Source organism: Peribacillus sp. FW305-BF15, assembly GCF_058783805.1.
This window is the reverse complement of record NZ_JBYSYV010000015.1, coordinates 1-15631: the sequence shown is the minus strand read 5'-3', so window position 1 is coordinate 15631 and position 15631 is coordinate 1. Positions and strand designations below refer to the sequence as shown.

At 40.0% G+C, this 15631-nt stretch carries 15 protein-coding genes; 7 read left to right on the top strand and 8 right to left on the bottom strand.

All coding sequences use genetic code 11. The annotated features are described in order from the left end of the window. Positions 1 to 132: 132 nt before the first annotated feature. Positions 133 to 1707 (bottom strand): peptide chain release factor 3, encoded by a 1575-nt coding sequence (locus AC3WLU_RS16615; protein WP_034314233.1) that lies wholly within the window; start codon positions 1705 to 1707, stop codon positions 133 to 135. 323 nt (positions 1708 to 2030) lie between these two features. Continuing rightward, positions 2031 to 2159 (bottom strand): hypothetical protein, encoded by a 129-nt coding sequence (locus AC3WLU_RS16610; protein WP_268563974.1) that lies wholly within the window; start codon positions 2157 to 2159, stop codon positions 2031 to 2033. Between the two features lie 441 nt (positions 2160 to 2600). Between AC3WLU_RS16610 and cspD the strand changes: the two genes are divergently transcribed. Further along, entirely contained in the window at positions 2601 to 2804 is a 204-nt protein-coding gene (cspD, locus tag AC3WLU_RS16605; protein ID WP_034314240.1) for a cold-shock protein CspD, read from the top strand. Between the two features lie 98 nt (positions 2805 to 2902). On the opposite strand, the gene AC3WLU_RS16600 is transcribed toward cspD, so the two are convergent. From AC3WLU_RS16600 to AC3WLU_RS16590, 3 genes are read right to left on the bottom strand one after another with little or no spacing between them, the layout of a single operon-like run. Next, positions 2903 to 4870 (bottom strand): DUF6449 domain-containing protein, encoded by a 1968-nt coding sequence (locus AC3WLU_RS16600; RefSeq protein WP_492597594.1) that lies wholly within the window; start codon positions 4868 to 4870, stop codon positions 2903 to 2905. Beyond that, positions 4845 to 5744, bottom strand: coding sequence for an ABC transporter ATP-binding protein (locus AC3WLU_RS16595; protein WP_063576987.1), 900 nt, complete (start codon positions 5742 to 5744; stop codon positions 4845 to 4847). Before AC3WLU_RS16595 ends, AC3WLU_RS16600 begins: the two co-directional genes overlap by 26 nt. Beyond that, positions 5741 to 6124: a GntR family transcriptional regulator gene (locus AC3WLU_RS16590; protein WP_063576988.1), complete on the bottom strand. Its 384-nt coding sequence runs from the start codon at positions 6122 to 6124 to the stop codon at positions 5741 to 5743. Before AC3WLU_RS16590 ends, AC3WLU_RS16595 begins: the two co-directional genes overlap by 4 nt. Positions 6125 to 6292: 168 nt before the next feature. Here AC3WLU_RS16590 and AC3WLU_RS16585 point away from each other — a divergent pair, with 168 nt between their 5' ends. After that, positions 6293 to 6709, top strand: coding sequence for an organic hydroperoxide resistance protein (locus AC3WLU_RS16585; RefSeq protein WP_063576989.1), 417 nt, complete (start codon positions 6293 to 6295; stop codon positions 6707 to 6709). Positions 6710 to 6762: 53 nt separating this feature from the next. Here the strand turns inward: AC3WLU_RS16585 and AC3WLU_RS16580 are convergent, their stop codons facing one another. After that, on the bottom strand, positions 6763 to 8079 hold the full coding sequence (locus AC3WLU_RS16580) for an MFS transporter (RefSeq protein WP_063576990.1): 1317 nt from the start codon (positions 8077 to 8079) through the stop codon (positions 6763 to 6765). Positions 8080 to 8256: 177 nt separating this feature from the next. Between AC3WLU_RS16580 and AC3WLU_RS16575 the strand changes: the two genes are divergently transcribed. The 4 genes from AC3WLU_RS16575 (at position 8257) to yidC (ending at position 11205) form a co-directional block, all read left to right on the top strand. Beyond that, positions 8257 to 9078 (top strand): glycerophosphodiester phosphodiesterase, encoded by an 822-nt coding sequence (locus AC3WLU_RS16575; protein ID WP_098866656.1) that lies wholly within the window; start codon positions 8257 to 8259, stop codon positions 9076 to 9078. A 579-nt stretch (positions 9079 to 9657) separates the two neighbouring features. Then, positions 9658 to 9795 carry a hypothetical protein gene (locus AC3WLU_RS16570; RefSeq protein ID WP_492597593.1) on the top strand — a complete coding sequence of 46 codons (138 nt, stop codon included), beginning with the start codon at positions 9658 to 9660 and terminating at the stop codon, positions 9793 to 9795. Between the two features lie 308 nt (positions 9796 to 10103). Continuing rightward, positions 10104 to 10391: a hypothetical protein gene (locus tag AC3WLU_RS16565; RefSeq protein ID WP_034314256.1), complete on the top strand. Its 288-nt coding sequence runs from the start codon at positions 10104 to 10106 to the stop codon at positions 10389 to 10391. Between the two features lie 28 nt (positions 10392 to 10419). Beyond that, entirely contained in the window at positions 10420 to 11205 is a 786-nt protein-coding gene (gene yidC, locus AC3WLU_RS16560) for a membrane protein insertase YidC (RefSeq protein WP_222620141.1), read from the top strand. A gap of 84 nt (positions 11206 to 11289) precedes the next feature. On the opposite strand, the gene cphA is transcribed toward yidC, so the two are convergent. Both cphA and AC3WLU_RS16550 read right to left on the bottom strand, forming a co-directional pair. Next, positions 11290 to 13911, bottom strand: a complete 2622-nt coding sequence (gene cphA, locus AC3WLU_RS16555; protein ID WP_492597592.1) for a cyanophycin synthetase — start codon at positions 13909 to 13911, stop codon at positions 11290 to 11292. Then, positions 13908 to 14720, bottom strand: a complete 813-nt coding sequence (locus AC3WLU_RS16550; RefSeq protein WP_063576993.1) for a cyanophycinase — start codon at positions 14718 to 14720, stop codon at positions 13908 to 13910. Before AC3WLU_RS16550 ends, cphA begins: the two co-directional genes overlap by 4 nt. A gap of 184 nt (positions 14721 to 14904) precedes the next feature. Between AC3WLU_RS16550 and AC3WLU_RS16545 the strand changes: the two genes are divergently transcribed. After that, complete coding sequence (locus AC3WLU_RS16545; protein ID WP_492597591.1) at positions 14905 to 15327, top strand: pyridoxamine 5'-phosphate oxidase family protein; 423 nt, start codon at positions 14905 to 14907, stop codon at positions 15325 to 15327. The last annotated feature ends 304 nt before the right edge of the window (positions 15328 to 15631 follow it).

Here is a 15631-nt window from a genome sequence, read left to right as displayed (position 1 = left end):
TCGTAGAGCCGCAACCTCTTAACTTTAGGCGAAAATTCAAAGGGAATTTCAAAAGGGGTTCAGAATTTTTTAATTCCGAACCCCTTTTGTCTATAAACTGAAAGCCCGTGTATAAAACACGGGCTTTCTTCTTTATTTCAAATCCATTGGATTATATAATTCCACGTCAGGATTTTTATCTTGGAACCAACGAAGTGCAAACTCATTTTCAAATAAGAATGCATATTTATCAAACCGGTCCTTAACAAGGATGCTTCTCGAGCTATGAAGGTTTTCATCAAGCTTTTCATCTTCAGCCCAGCGTGTAATCTTGCTGCCCATACGCTCCATCACGACTTCAACATTGTACTCGTTCCTCATTCGATGCTCGAATACTTCAAATTGAAGCTGCCCAACCGCACCAAGCAGATATTCTTCCATCCTAACCGTTTTAAAGAGCTGAATTGCCCCTTCTTGTACAAGTTGGTTAATACCCTTATGGAAATGTTTCTGTTTCATGACGTTTTTAGCTGTTACCCTCATGAATAGTTCCGGCGTAAACTGAGGCAGCCTTTCAAACTGAAACATGTCTTTGCTTGTGGTAATTGTATCGCCAATTTGATAATTACCAGTATCATATAAACCGATGATATCTCCGCTTACCGCTTCATTTACAGTGTTTCGATCATCAGCCATAAATTGGGTGGAGGAAGAAAGGTTGATCGGTTTCCCTGTCCTGCTCAAGTTGACGCTCATTCCACGCTCGAATTTACCGGAGCAAATGCGAAGGAAGGCGATTCGGTCACGGTGTTTTGGGTTCATGTTCGCCTGGATCTTGAAAATGAAACCGGAAAAATCATTGCTGACAGGATCCATTTCACCTGATGTTGTCATCCGTGCTTGTGGAGCTGGTGCAAACTTCAGATAAGCATCCAAAAACGTCTGAACACCGAATGTCGTTAAAGCACTTCCGAAAAATACAGGACTAAGTTTTCCATTCGCAATGTTTTCTTCAGAGAATTGGTTACCCGCTTCCGTCAACAGCATGATTTCTTCCAAAGTTTGCTCATATAACTGGGAATCCTTAAGTTTATGATCCACTTCGAGTTCACCATCTTCATTCAACGGAAGGAAACGCTCTTCCCCTTCAGTTTTGAACTGTTCAATCCGATTGTTGAACCTGTCGTAAATGCCCACGAAGTCTTTTCCCATCCCGATCGGCCAGTTCATTGGATATGTTTCTATTCCTAATACCTCTTCAAGTTCGGCAAGCAATTCCAGCGGCGTTTTACCTTGTCGGTCCATTTTATTGATAAAAGTGAAAATCGGTATACCCCTCATCCGGCATACTTTGAATAATTTAACCGTTTGATCCTCGATACCTTTTGCCGAGTCGATGATCATCACGGCGCTATCAACAGCCATCAGTGTACGATATGTGTCTTCACTGAAATCTTGGTGGCCCGGTGTATCGAGAATATTGACACGGAAGTCATCATAATCGAATTGCATGACTGAGGATGTAACGGAAATTCCCCGTTGCTTTTCAATTTCCATCCAGTCACTGGTTGCATACTTCCCTGTTTTTCTAGCTTTAACTGTTCCGGCATCGCGGATCGCGCCGCCAAACAGCAGTAATTTTTCTGTCAAAGTCGTTTTCCCTGCATCCGGGTGAGAGATGATTGCGAAGGTCCGTCGGGATTGAACCTCGTCTTTTAAATTAGTCATAATATGTTCCTTTCATTATTGGAGTCATCAATAAAAAAATTTATAGGAGGTTTACTGTATTTTTTACATTGGAATGGCAACCTTTCTTTGTATGCAAAAATCCTGATCATACACAATATATGTAAGAAGAAATATATCATAAGGCTTAAGCATTGGCTACTCAGCATTCATTTCAATCAACCTTTCTATTTTAACACGATATGAAGGAAAGATGTAGAGGTGAATGAAACACCAATAGGGGATTTATTAAGATGCAAAACAAAGGACGCTTAATCAGCGCCCCTTATCTTGATCCATATGATTACCGTTCATTTATTCATGGTTTATTTATTTACCTTGCAGTTTTTAACGATTTTTGATTCCGCTTGTTCTTCCAGCGTTTTTTTACTTCCTTGAATATGATTGGAGCAGCAAAAATGAGAGCTCTTTTTAATAATTTCTTCATTTTTCATCAGTCCTTTCTTTCTTATCCTATACCCGATTATTTTCGCAGAAAACTTTAATGCCAACTTGTTTTCCTGTTTTCACCATAAAGCCATTTCATATTTGACATGGAATCCCAAGTCAAATTTCAATCAAGAAAAATCCCGCGCGACAATATCGTTATATTTCCCCATATAAAACCTGTCTAATATTATTTTCCCCAAATGGGAGTGTATAAATTACTTCCATTTGTTTTATCCTTTATAAAGGTGGGTATATACTAAAAAACTGGAAATTACTCCAGAGGTTATTGTGGTAATTTTTCCTGTAGGCTTTCACATATTATCAAGCATCGTCGTATGATAATTTTAACTTGAATGAGGGTGCTGGATAATGTGTGAAATTGATTTTTCCCTCTAGGTAAAATCATCACCATTAATATTTTTTAACTTTTTAGGAGGATTCATCGAATGACAGTAACAGGTAAAGTGAAATGGTTCAATAGTGACAAAGGATTTGGTTTCATCGAAGTACCAAACGGAGATGATGTTTTCGTACATTTTTCCGCCATTCAAGGAGAAGGTTTCAAAAGCCTTGATGAAGGTCAAGAGGTTGAATTTGAGATCGAAGAAGGAAACCGCGGACCACAAGCTAAAAACGTCGTAAAACTCTAAAGCATAGATACACAAACATAATTGATAGGCAATGCAAAAGGATGCCGCCCATATTGGGCGGCATCCTTTCCTTTATGTGTACATGCGAAATATTCACGTTATTTTTCATTAAAATGATCCAAAATGAAATCGGGAACATGTTCGCCAGAAAAACTCTTGATGTCCACATCTCTGCTTTCTTTATAATAAAAGGCAGCTGAATACTCTCCGTTCCAATCAATTTGGGCATTATCAATGGCTGTCTCGATTTCAGAAGCGGTCTTAATTTTCAAGCGATTTGGCTGTTGTTCAATCTGCTGTGCAAGTTCACTTTCAGAATTCGTGAGATAAATTTTCGAATCGGACTTTGCAACCAGGATATAAGAAATATCATCAGCCATTAACCGCGCTTGTTCCGATTGTCCGGTACTTACCATCCATTCTGAAAACTGAGTATATGAAAAGTCCCAATTCATATAAATGGTTTTGTTATTTTTCAAAAGTATCTCTATGGAGGCATAATCACCAAAAGAAGAAGTCATTTGCGCGAACGATTGATTATTCAGATCCTCCGACAATGCCTTCACTGCAGCTTCCAGCTGTTGACGGTCCGTGATCGTTATGGATTTGTCCACTTGGCCGCTTGCCGTTATCTTGATTTTAGAAACGTCTTCAGCGGAAACATTCAATACCTGATTAACCATTTTTTTATATTCATTCGACTCATATATTTTTGCCAATAGTGGCATGTATGAGTCGTAATTCTGCAAATGATACTCTCTTGCTAACCGTTTTCCATTCTTGAGTTCATACATCAGAAATACAGATTGACCATCATTCCATTCACCAATGGAAACCTTTTTACCCTTATCGATGATTTCCTGATGCAATAACCTGATCGCTTCAATATTTTCCTTCTCTTTAAGATAATTAGAAGCATTATCCGACGTGTCATCGCCTTCAAAAAATAAAGGAGAATCCCCAATATAAATTTGGCTAATCATCTTTTCATCAGGAATCTTGGTCTTATACTGAAGGGGATCTATTTTTATAATGAGTGCCAGCACAATGACAGCCGCTATAAATGCTACATAACCTTTCAGGTTGACCCGTATTCGCCAAGTCTTTTGCAGGACGATTTCCCCTAAATAATATCCAAGCAAAGAACCGACGGTATATCCGAAAAAAATCCACCCAGGTTCACCTGTCGTTTCGCTAAAATAAAGCCCTGTAAACAGCATCATGCATAATGTCAGGCCGAATTTAAACAATGGCTTAATCTTCGGGTAAACAAATGCCTGAGACACATGCTCCAGCTTTCTCCTCTCATAGAGAAAAAGAGAGCTGATCAGAAAAAGAAAGGTTAATATACTATAAATTAATGTATTAATAGAGAAGAAAGTGATTTTTTCCATCTCCGTTGCTGCTAATAATGGGGATATGCCATTCATATTGGCACTTAGATAATAATCAGCAGAAAATCCTGCTATCAAAAATTTCACATTGGCTGCAAACAAAACAAAAAGCCCCACCGGCAAAGTAAGAAAAATATAGGTCAGCACTCCTTGAAAGGCTGATAATCCCGTAACCATTCCAAGTAAAACGGCAACAGAAAAGATCAAAGCTTCCAAAATAAATGTAGTCCCCATCCAAGACCATATATCCGTCGTGGTATATAGCCGTTCTATATCAATTGCCGAGTGAAATAATATCAATATTGAACCTGTAAGTAAAATCGGCAAACCCATGAAGCCAATTCCCGTTCCAATCATATGTACGTAGATGCTGCGTCTCGTAATCGGTAAACTATGAATGAAGTCTGAGGCTTGTTTCATTTGTAAAAACCGAAAAAGGAAGATGGCAAGTAATACTGGAATAACGATGACCAAAACAAACTGTATCATCTGCTGACAGGAAAAAAGGTTTTCGAATTCCACATATTCATTGTTCCCATTCAAGATAATCGCTAACATTTCCAAAGGCAGCGCAAATATGAGGCCTACAAGATATAGGAAACCAATCCAGCCAGTACTTCTGAAAATATAGATAATCAGTTCCCTATTAATCCAGGTTATTCTGGATGACATAACCGATATCCCCCATTTCATAAATGAATATCTCCTCAAGAGTAAGTGGGAGAATATCTAATATTTCTGGCTGAAACTGATTAAAATGCGATTTAATCATGGATTCACTACCTTTAACGATACAAACGATCACGCTGCCGCGTCTTTCCTTGTTAAGGATTTGAATTCCGCGGTATAAACCATGGGGAATTTTGTGCTTAAAGGCAATTTGCACTTTATGTACATCAGCTTTCAAGTCATTCAAAACCTTTTGGATAACAAGCTCACCCTTATGCAAAATCCCTACATGATCGGCTAAATCTTCAATTTCCCGGAGATTATGGGACGATAGTAAAATCGTCATATCCCTTTCCGAAACATCCTGAATCAACAACTGTCTCACATTTTTTCGCATGACCGGATCTAATCCATCAAACGGTTCATCCAATATTAGAACTTCCGGCATCGTCGAGAGTGCTAGCCAAAAAGCAACCTGTCTCTGCATCCCCTTCGATAGTTTATGTATTTTATTTTGGACGGGTATCGGGAATACTTCCTGTAATTGATAGAAACGTTCTTGATTCCACTCGCTATAAATATGGCTATAAAAACCTGCCATTTGCGTGATCGTATAGTTAGCCAGGAAATAAGGCGTGTCAGGAAGGAAGAAACAACGATTTTTCACTTCACGGTTTTCAAACACATATGATCCATCAATAAGAACTTCACCTGCATCCTGTATCAGGTTGCCTGAAAGCATTTTTAATAGAGTCGTTTTTCCCGCCCCATTTGAACCTAATAACCCGAATATGGAGCCTTTTGATATAACCAAGGTGACGTTTTTGATTGCTTCTTTTCCTTCATATAATTTACTCACCTGTTTTATTTCAATCATGAATCCCCCCCCTTTGCCAACGGACTGATTTCCTTTATTATTCTATAAATTTCATGTTTATCGATTCCGATATACAGAGCTTCAGCGAGTACCTTTGAAAGCTCGTTTCTGATCTCTTCTTCTTTCAATGAATTTTTGAAGGATCTAGGAGGTGCCACGAAATTCCCCTTGCCTGGTAAGGTATATATAAACCCGTCAGACTCTAGCTGCTTGTAAGCTTTCTGGATCGTATTTGGATTGATGGTCAATTCCTGAGCCAATATTCGGATGGATGGGAGCTGATTATGTTCCTGTAAAACTTCATTGATCATTAGTTCCTTTAACTTATCCATCAATTGCTCATATACCGGCTTTCCACTTTGAACATCCAATTCAAACATCATGAACCCTCCCTGCAATGGGTGTATTACATCTCCTAATACAGTACATTATAAAACAATATCTTCCAATTTAATACCATTTTCAAACAATACTCACTTTCATTTTGTTTAACAAGACTTACAGCAGGGAAGTAATGATAGTAAGAATGAATAAAGGAGTTGTTTTCATTGAAACCATTATATACAGCTACAGTTACCGTACACGGTGGTCGTGAAGGACATATTAAATCAGAGGACGGGATTCTGGATTTCGATGTGAGGTCACCGAAGGAATTAGGTGGTTCCGGTGAGCGCGCCACAAACCCTGAACAGTTATTCGCAGCCGGTTACGCGGCATGTTTTGACAGTGCCTTGAATCTTGTACTGCAAAAAGAAAAGAAAAAGGTCGATACGTCCGTGACGGCAAATGTAACGATCGGTAAAGATGAGGAAGATGGCGGTTTTAAATTGGCTGTAAGGTTGGATGTTTCGATTCCCGACCTAAGCAGGGAAGAAGCCGAAGAGTTCGCCAAAAAAGCACACATGACCTGCCCCTATTCAAAAGCAACACGCGGAAACGTCGATGTCACCTTGATTTTGGTATAACGTTTAAGCAAGGGACTGGATACGGCATTAAGGCCGGCTCCAGTCCCTTTTTCTTATTTCACTTCTTCCAATCCCTTCAATTTCAAAAGAAAGCCAAGACCTATTATCGCCATGATGATCAATGACCCTAATGCCATCCGGCTCGCCAATGTACCGAGGTCATGGAATATCAATGTTATCGTTCCATATAATAGCGGACCGATTATTGAAGAGACTTTTCCAGAGAATGCAAATAGTCCAAAAAATTGCCCCCTCTTCTCATCCGGAGTCAATTCAATGATATACGTCCGTGATGTCACCCACATCGAACCTAGCGAAATGCCGAACATACTCCCTGCAACCCAGAACCAAAGGGCGGTTTGTGCGAAGACCGCTATAAATAATGCGACCAAGAGCAGAACTCCCACATATGTCACAGCCAGCCGCGGTCCCTTCGACTGCGTGACGTATCCAAACAGAAACGATCCGGCAATGCTCGATACTGTCGATACCAGGTATAGCAAAATGAATCCGCTGGAGGAAAATCCAACAACAGTCTTGGCGTATACGGCCATCATGCCGATAGTGGTCGCAATTGCATCATTTAAAAAGAAATAAGCAATCATGAATGTAAAAACCGATCGGTAGGAGCGCATCTCTTTAAATGTTGATTTAATTTCCTTATAACCTGATAAAAAAGGTTCTTTCGCTTTTTGCTGTTTTGGAGATTCTTTTAAAAAAAAGAATAAGGGAAGGGAAAAAACCAGAAATAAAATGGCCGTGGGTATGAAGGCTTCATGTGAACTCCCTTTACTTATGAATGGATAGATTGACAGTCCCACTAACGTTCCAAGGTAGCCTACCGCCACGCCAAACCCTGATATTAGCGGCAATTGCTGTTTCGTGCCTAAATCACTCATCATCGTATCATAGAAAACCAGACTCGAATGATAGAAAAACTTTGCTATCACAAATAAAAGAATGACGATCGCCAAGGAAACGGGAATGCCCAGAATCTTTCCATCCAACGGCTTCCCCCCGAATACCCCCATTAAAAATGTACATACAACAGAAATGAGTGTGAAAATCATAATGTATTTTTTCATTTTTCCCGTTCGATCGATCATGACACCGAACAGCGGGGAAAACAAAACGAGAAACAAACTGGCAATCGCATTAGCGTAGGAGATGAAGGTACTCGCAATCTGATCAAGAACGGCATTTTCCCCAATCTGTTCCTGGAGGAAGAATGGAAAGAAAATCGTATTGATATTAGAAGAAAAAATCGTATTGGCAAAATCGTAAAACGCCCAAGAGAGAATGGGAAGGGAAAAATATAAACCAAAATTCCCCTTCCATTTTTTAGACTTCGGTTTCACCTGCAATTCCATCTGCTTTCCCTCCTTATTGATACTTAAATTATATGTATTCCATACCTTTCCAATAAATCCTTTAAGTCGGATTATAACATTGTGTAAAACATGATTTTTTCCTGCCTAACATGTAATATTATGAAATGAGACTGTCCTGCTAACTTTTAATCATTATGCCTGATAGGAGTGTGAAAGATGACCGCATTTTTTCTTATTATTGTGATAACCATGCTTGTCCTGTTCGCTCTCTACGCTAAAAGATCAAAAAGTGATTTCCCTGAAAGCTTAATAAAGCAGCATTCCCCCATTAAAATTGGACATCGAGGTGCATCTGGATATTGCCCCGAGAATACAATGGCATCTTATAAAAAAGCCATTGAATTGGGTGCTGATTTCCTAGAAGTGGATATCCACCTCAGTAAAGATGATGTCCTTGTGGTTCATCATGATCCCACCTTGGATCGAACCACAAACGGCAAAGGGAACCTCCGTGATTACACGGCAGCCGAATTAAAGGAACTGGATGCAGGAAGCTGGTATCATTCTCGCTATAAAAACGAAAGGATACCTTTACTAAGTGAGGTATTGGAGAATTTCGGGTCTGAGGTCGGAATTTTAGTCGAGTTGAAACATCCCTCTGCTTATCCCGGCATAGAAGAGAAACTTGCCGAAGAATTAGGTAAATTCCAAGAATGTTCAACAAGTAAAAATAAGATAATGGTTCATTCGTTCGATATGGAATCCATGAAAAGGTTTCATCAATTAATGCCGGACATACAAGTGGGCGTTTTGATAAAACGGCGAATCAATGACCAAAAAATAAAAGAGATTGCCGAGTTCGCGTCATTTTTGAATCCAAAACAAACGATTTTGAATACGAAGCTGCAAAGGCGAATCCAAAAGCACGGGATGAAAGTATTTACATGGACCGTCAACAATAAAAAACAAATACATATGTTCAAAATGATGCAGGTAGATGGGATCATTTCCGATTTTCCAGATTATTTTTTGGATTGAAACTTTGAATGATAAGTGATAACTAGTTCTTTACACGGTTCAGGGTGAGACCATTCCGAATCCCTTTTAAAATTCCCTTTGAAATTTTGATTAAAGGTTAAGAACAAAAGACTTTAGGCAAAAACATAGTTGATTGCGGGTGTGTGAGACTCCTGCGGGAATAGCGAGTCCAAGGGAGACCCCACAGGCGCAAATGCGCCGAGTCCGGACCGACCGCGGAAAGCGAGTGCCCTACGTTCCAATCAATGTCCAAATTTGTACAAGCAAAAAAATGTAGACAAACTCGGTTTTAATCGAGTTTGTCTACATTCTGAACAATCCGCAAATGCGGATTGTTTTTTGTTTTTTAATAACAATGAAAGTATTGTATTTCATGCGCGTCCGTCCCATAATAGGCCCATCGCTGTTGACTTCGTCTCCAACGATAACCTGCCACTGAATTATATCCGACATATGTTGGGTAAAACCAAAATGAACGGCCATTCTTAAGCCAAATATACGTATGTTTGTATAAGCACCCTTTCATTGACCCAGTGTCCATTGCCTTATACATTCCTTCATGAAGTTGTGGAGTGAATAATGGCGGAGCTATATGAGGCAGTCCTCCTCCGTGCGGCGGCCGAGGCGGTGGCTGGCCCCCTCCATGAAATGATTGCCCATATTTCGGAGATGTGCATTTCGTTCATTACCGTTATGGTCGTTCTGTTGATTGAATGAATCCTATGGTTTCATACCTTTTCACCTCATAATTTGAACTTCCATTTATCCGTATGTAGACGAATGACCATTTGTGCAACCTTTGCTCTGAACGGTCTCGAATTTGATTTCCATTTGATCTATTTTTGAAATTGATGCATCAGAAAATATTCCCTGTTTATTTTTTGAAAAAACCCCTATATTTTTTAGCTTTCTTGCCCTAGAATTGATATAGTGTTGGTAATGATTTAAATGTGGTCAAAAGTCATATCAGGCCCTAAATCATTTTTGGACAAATTTTCTTATCTTAGAAAAAACGAGGGATTCCTATGTGGGAATTATTATTAGAATTCGATTATCAAACCGTTCGCCATGCGGTATGGGCAGGTTACTTATTTACCTTTGTCTTTCCACTGGCCGCGTTTTACTTCTTAAATAAAAAGCAATCGCTCTTGAATGACAAATATCAAGCTTCCGTTCATACAGATAAAAGTAAATCCCCTGTTCATACAGGCAGCACCTTTGATTGGCGCGGTGCACAGCGCTTTTTCACCTTTATCCGGCAAAAAGATTCACCAGATGATTCCGATGAGCCAAGCCTCCTTCTAGTTGTTTAAACATTAACAATTCGAGGAGGAAATTATATTGAAGAAGAAAAACATGTTTTTAATTGCCGTCCTATTTTTGGCAACGACCCTTTTGACTGGTTGCTCAGCAGCAACGAGCGGACCATTTCATACAGCATTGGTTAACCCCATGACAAAAATGCTGGAATTCAATGCTGGTTTATTTAATGGCAACTATGGTTTAAGCATCATCATGATGACATTTTTGATTCGCCTTGTTTTGCTACCACTGACTGCCAAACAATACAAAACACAGCTTAGCATGAAGACGAAGATGAATGGCCTGAAACCGGAAATGACAGCAATCCAGCAGAAAATCAAAGAGACGAAAGATCCTGCTAAACAAAAGGCCCTTCAGCAGGAAATGATGCAGCTTTACCAAAAACATGGAGTCAACCCTTTAAACATGGGCTGTCTGCCGCTCTTAATTCAAATGCCGATCCTAATGGGCTTTTATTATGCGATTCAAGGTTCCCATGAAATTGCGACCCATAGTTTCCTTTGGTACAGCCTAGGTCAGCCGAATATTGCCATGGCGATAATCGCTGGTGTCATTTATTACTTCCAATCGGCCATTTCCGTGAGACAAATGCCGGAAGAACAGCAGAAACAAATGAAGATGATGAGCTTGCTCTCACCAGCAATGATTTTATTCATTTCTTTCTCTGCTCCTGCTGCATTGCCACTATATTGGTCTATCGGAGGTATATTCATGATTGTTCAGTCAATCGTGCTTAAGCGAATATATAAAAAAGACCATGCCGCTGTCCCGGCTGCAAATGAAACGGTCATGAAAAAAAGCTAATCCATTTGGATTAGCTTTTTTCTTACATTCATTTTCCACTTACGCTGGAAAGTGAAGCGATTTCCTGGGTGAGATCACTTTGTTTTATTTCTTCGGCAACGGATTTGTAGAAACCTTTTCGAAAAATCTCTCTACATATTCGAAATCCGTGTAAAAGAACAATAATAGGTCACCCGGTTGTGATTTCTCCCAGGCTTTTATGAATGCGTCCAATTCATTAGGTTCGATGAATGTCCGATCTTTTTGTAACCCAGCTTCTACCGCAGCATCCTGAAGCAGCCCGGCTACTTCTAACGGCTCCCTCCCCCGCAAATCATCGTCTTCTTTAATGATGAACAGATCGGAATTAATGGCCGCTACCTTGGAGAGTCTGATAAGTTCTTCATCAATACGATCCCCCGGCCCTGCCAAAACAGTGATAAGATGATTTTTGTTATAGGCACTGACCGTTTCGAATATGGCCTTCAATCCCGCTTCATTATGAGCATAGTCGATGATGATCGTGCGCTCTTTCAACTTTTTCAAATTGAACCGTCCTTTGGACAAATTCGTATCAGGCATAAATGTGGCAGCCTTCCTTCTTAGTTCTTCCATGGAAATGCCTTGTGTTTCGGCTGCGGCTAACGCCTGAAGTAAATTGGCGATATTATGACGTGCCATGCCGGAGATCGTAATTGGAACCATCGTGCAATCCATAAATGGATGGATGACTCCATCAGCTGAATGACAAATGACGCCGTTTTCATTGACGTACCAAACTTTACATCCCTTATCTATCGCAGCTTTCACGTGAGGCTGGGTGGCATCTGTAGAGGTGTAAATGACCTCCCCATCTGTATAAGCGTTCATGGCAGCTACATTCGGATCATCTGCATTCAGTACACAATAGCCTGTTTTCATTACGACTTCAGCTACCAGCCTCTTTAATTTAATGAGATCATCCAATGTATCGATTCCATCACGGCCGAGGTGATCCTCACTTACATTGGTGATGATCCCCACATCACATTTACGAAAAGCAAGACCTTCACGCAGAATCCCGCCCCGGGCCGTTTCCAATACGGCAATATCGACTTCAGGATGGGCCAATACCATTCTTGCACTGACAGGGCCACTGCAGTCACCGTGATCCAATACCTCATCGCCGATATATACTCCATCAGAATTTGTCATCCCAACTTTTGTTTTTTCATTAGTAAGAAAATAATGAATCAATCTGGTTGTTGTCGTCTTGCCATTTGTTCCGGTCACTGCAATGATCGGTATAGCCGCCTCTTCCCTGGTCGGAAATAAATAATCGACAATGGCTTTGCCTACATCCCTTTTTTTCCCTTCACTCGGATAATGATGCATTCGAATTCCCGGTGCAGCATTCACTTCAATAATTGCAGTCTTTGAATGTTCAATCGGTTTTGATATATCCTCACAAATAAAATCTATTCCGGCGATATCCAAACCGATCGCTTTCGCAGCTGCAACAGTCATATTCTTAATGGTCGGATGAACCTGGTCCGTTACATCGATTGCCTTTCCGCCAGTCGAAAGATTTGCATTGCCGACAACTTGAACCAATTCACCTTGATTCGGAATCGTATCGAGCGTCCGATTCGATTTTTCCAAGTAACACGTCACGGTATGTGTAAGTGGGATTTTTGACATCGGCTTTTCATGACCTTCTCCCCGCAAATCATTACAATTTTCCTTTTCTATCAAACTGCGTATCGTTTCCTTGCCATTGCCAATAACATAAGGTGGAAGCCTCAAACTGGCGGCGATAAGTTCTCCATTAACTATCAGTAACCGATAATCATGTCCTTCAATATGCCGTTCGATAATATACTTCTCCACATGCAACTCCAAACAATTGATTACATTGAATAGCTCATCCTTATTTTTGATATGGGTGATGACACCCTGACCCTGTCTCCCATTATACGGTTTTATGACCAGCGGAAAACCCAGCCTGTCCGCCGAGGCAAAGATATCTTCAATGGAATGGGCAACTTCCCCTTCAGGTACAGGGAGGCCACATCCTCTTAAAATGGATTTGGTCAATGCTTTGTCACATGAATTCTCAACAGCAATATTCGAAGTCTGGCTAGAGATTGTCGCCTGGACATACTTCTGCCTTGCACCTGTTCCTAAACGCAATAAGCTTTCATCACCCATTCGCTCGACAGGGATATCTTTTGCTTGCGCTGCCTTAAAAATGGCTTCGGTACTTGGCCCCAGCTTATTTTTATAATATAACTGCTCTATTTGTTTTACATAAGATTGTACATTTATAAGTTTTTCACCATTCAGGATGGCCTCCGCGATATCTTTTGCTGCTAAAAAAGCTTGAAGACCTGAGTGAGGCTCCTGATAGTCAAAGGTAACATAATAAAAACCCTTCTTTTCCATCATTATCGTTTTTCCCCGAATGGCTTCGATTCCGGCCAAGTTTTGAAGCTCAATCGTCATATGCTCCAATATATGTCCCATCCATGTTCCTTTTCTCAGCCTTTCGGCGAATCCGCCTCGATACCCTTTTGAACATGTATGGCTTCCCAAGTTCGGGAGCACCTTTAACAATTTTTCATTGAATCCAGGTATTGAATCAGATGGTTTCTGTTCCAGTTCCCCTATATCCAATTCAATGCAAATCGTAGGTGTATAAGCAAAATAATTAGGTCCTTTTAAATAACGGACTCGATTGATCTTCATTGTTGGATCCCCTTTTTCATCAACAATTTCCTTTTAAGCAGGTCAAAACGGTATCCCCTGGTTAGTGCATGAAGGTTGAATCCCGAAAGAGTCAACTCTTCACTGCCATTATCAGAAGATGTGATATTGATATAATCACTGGTGCTGCCATCAAGAACCAATACTTGATGTTGGCCGACTACTTCAAAATGACCGTCTTTAACTAAAATTGCTGTATTTTCATCAATGCCAATACCCATAATTTCTTTTTTCCCTGCTATTGCACTTAACAGACGATCAAAACGGCCACGCTGGGAAAAATGTTGATCGATTATCAGTCCGTCCAGGAAGCCGAAACCTACGCCAATTTCAACCTTTAACTTATTGTCATTCAGCATCGTGTCAGCAGCAACGATCATATATTTACCTAAAATCGAAGCACCAGCACTTGTCCCTGCTATCACCATTCCTTCATGCCAGGCTTTAGAAAGGGCATCGTGGAACTTTGTTTTTCCAATCAGTTCAGACAATCGGCTTTGGTTTCCCCCTGAAATGAAGATGGCGGAAAAAGATGCAAGCTGTTCACAAATTGCCGGATCGTCTGCATCCTGCCTCGAATCCAGCTTGATCACTTCCACCCTGTCCACACCTAAATCCCTGAAAATCTTGATATACTCTGTACTCACTTCCTCAGGAATTTCACTCGCTGTAGGCAATATTCCTATTCCGCCTTCGCTATGGGTTGCAAGCTCGACAAATTTATTTAATACTTCACCTTCAAGGCACTTATCCTCTGCCCCGCCAATGATAAGTAATTCACCACAATTCATTCATCATACTCACCTTTACAAATGGATTCACATCATGAAATTGCTCTAAACAGAACACATAATGACTAGTATGGCAACTTCTTTCAGTATTCATTCATAAAAATGCCAAACTGCATAATTTTGTTTAACTTAATGAAAAAAGAGGAAAAGTAAATAGAGTAAAAAATAAAAGGAGTGTATAAAAATGAGCCAAAACCAAATAAAAGAAAAAGTATTGAACATCATCCGTGATCATAAAATAGGAGTTTTATCTTCAGTTGAAAACAACAAACCACATTCACGCTATATGACATTTTTTAACGATGAATTAACTTTATACACACCAACGAGCGGAAAGACGGAAAAAATCGATGAAATTGAAAAGAACCCTAATGTTCATATCCTGATCGGCTATGATAATGAAGGATTGGGCGATTCTTACCTGGAAATCTCAGGTACCTCGAAAATAAACGAATCACAGGAACTGAAAGATAAATTATGGAATGAATCCTTCGAAAAGTGGTTCGAAGGTCCGAAAGATCCAAATTATTTAATTCTGCAAATTAAGCCGGAAAGCATACGGTTGATGAACAACAATGGTGAACCTCCACAAGAATTATCATTTTAAATCTTTATTTTTTGTACTTACGCCAATTGACGAGTATTACGCTCAAACTCACGAGTAAATGGCCAAACACGAGTAAAACACCAAAACTCACGAGTATTTGATCGAAATTCACGAGTATTACTCCAAATCACAAGTAAATGACCGAAATTCACGTGCATTTCACTAACTTAGTACTATACTAAAAATAGCGCTATAAAACAGTTAAAAGCCCGCACATGAGTGCGGGCTTCAGACTGTAGACAAACTCGATGAAAATCGAGTTTGTCTATTTTTATGGCTTGTACAATTTGGACGTTGATTGGAA

Coding starts and splice junctions, on each gene's coding strand:
- AC3WLU_RS16615 (WP_034314233.1), bottom strand. CDS start 1,707: ATGACTAATTTAAAAGACGAGGTTCAATCCCGACGGACCTTCGCAATC.
- AC3WLU_RS16610 (WP_268563974.1), bottom strand. CDS start 2,159: ATGAAAAATGAAGAAATTATTAAAAAGAGCTCTCATTTTTGCTGCTCC.
- cspD (WP_034314240.1), top strand. CDS start 2,601: ATGACAGTAACAGGTAAAGTGAAATGGTTCAATAGTGACAAAGGATTT.
- AC3WLU_RS16600 (WP_492597594.1), bottom strand. CDS start 4,870: ATGTCATCCAGAATAACCTGGATTAATAGGGAACTGATTATCTATATT.
- AC3WLU_RS16595 (WP_063576987.1), bottom strand. CDS start 5,744: ATGATTGAAATAAAACAGGTGAGTAAATTATATGAAGGAAAAGAAGCA.
- AC3WLU_RS16590 (WP_063576988.1), bottom strand. CDS start 6,124: ATGTTTGAATTGGATGTTCAAAGTGGAAAGCCGGTATATGAGCAATTG.
- AC3WLU_RS16580 (WP_063576990.1), bottom strand. CDS start 8,079: ATGGAATTGCAGGTGAAACCGAAGTCTAAAAAATGGAAGGGGAATTTT.
- AC3WLU_RS16575 (WP_098866656.1), top strand. CDS start 8,257: ATGACCGCATTTTTTCTTATTATTGTGATAACCATGCTTGTCCTGTTC.
- AC3WLU_RS16570 (WP_492597593.1), top strand. CDS start 9,658: ATGGCGGAGCTATATGAGGCAGTCCTCCTCCGTGCGGCGGCCGAGGCG.
- AC3WLU_RS16565 (WP_034314256.1), top strand. CDS start 10,104: ATGTGGGAATTATTATTAGAATTCGATTATCAAACCGTTCGCCATGCG.
- cphA (WP_492597592.1), bottom strand. CDS start 13,911: ATGAAGATCAATCGAGTCCGTTATTTAAAAGGACCTAATTATTTTGCT.
- AC3WLU_RS16550 (WP_063576993.1), bottom strand. CDS start 14,720: ATGAATTGTGGTGAATTACTTATCATTGGCGGGGCAGAGGATAAGTGC.
- AC3WLU_RS16545 (WP_492597591.1), top strand. CDS start 14,905: ATGAGCCAAAACCAAATAAAAGAAAAAGTATTGAACATCATCCGTGAT.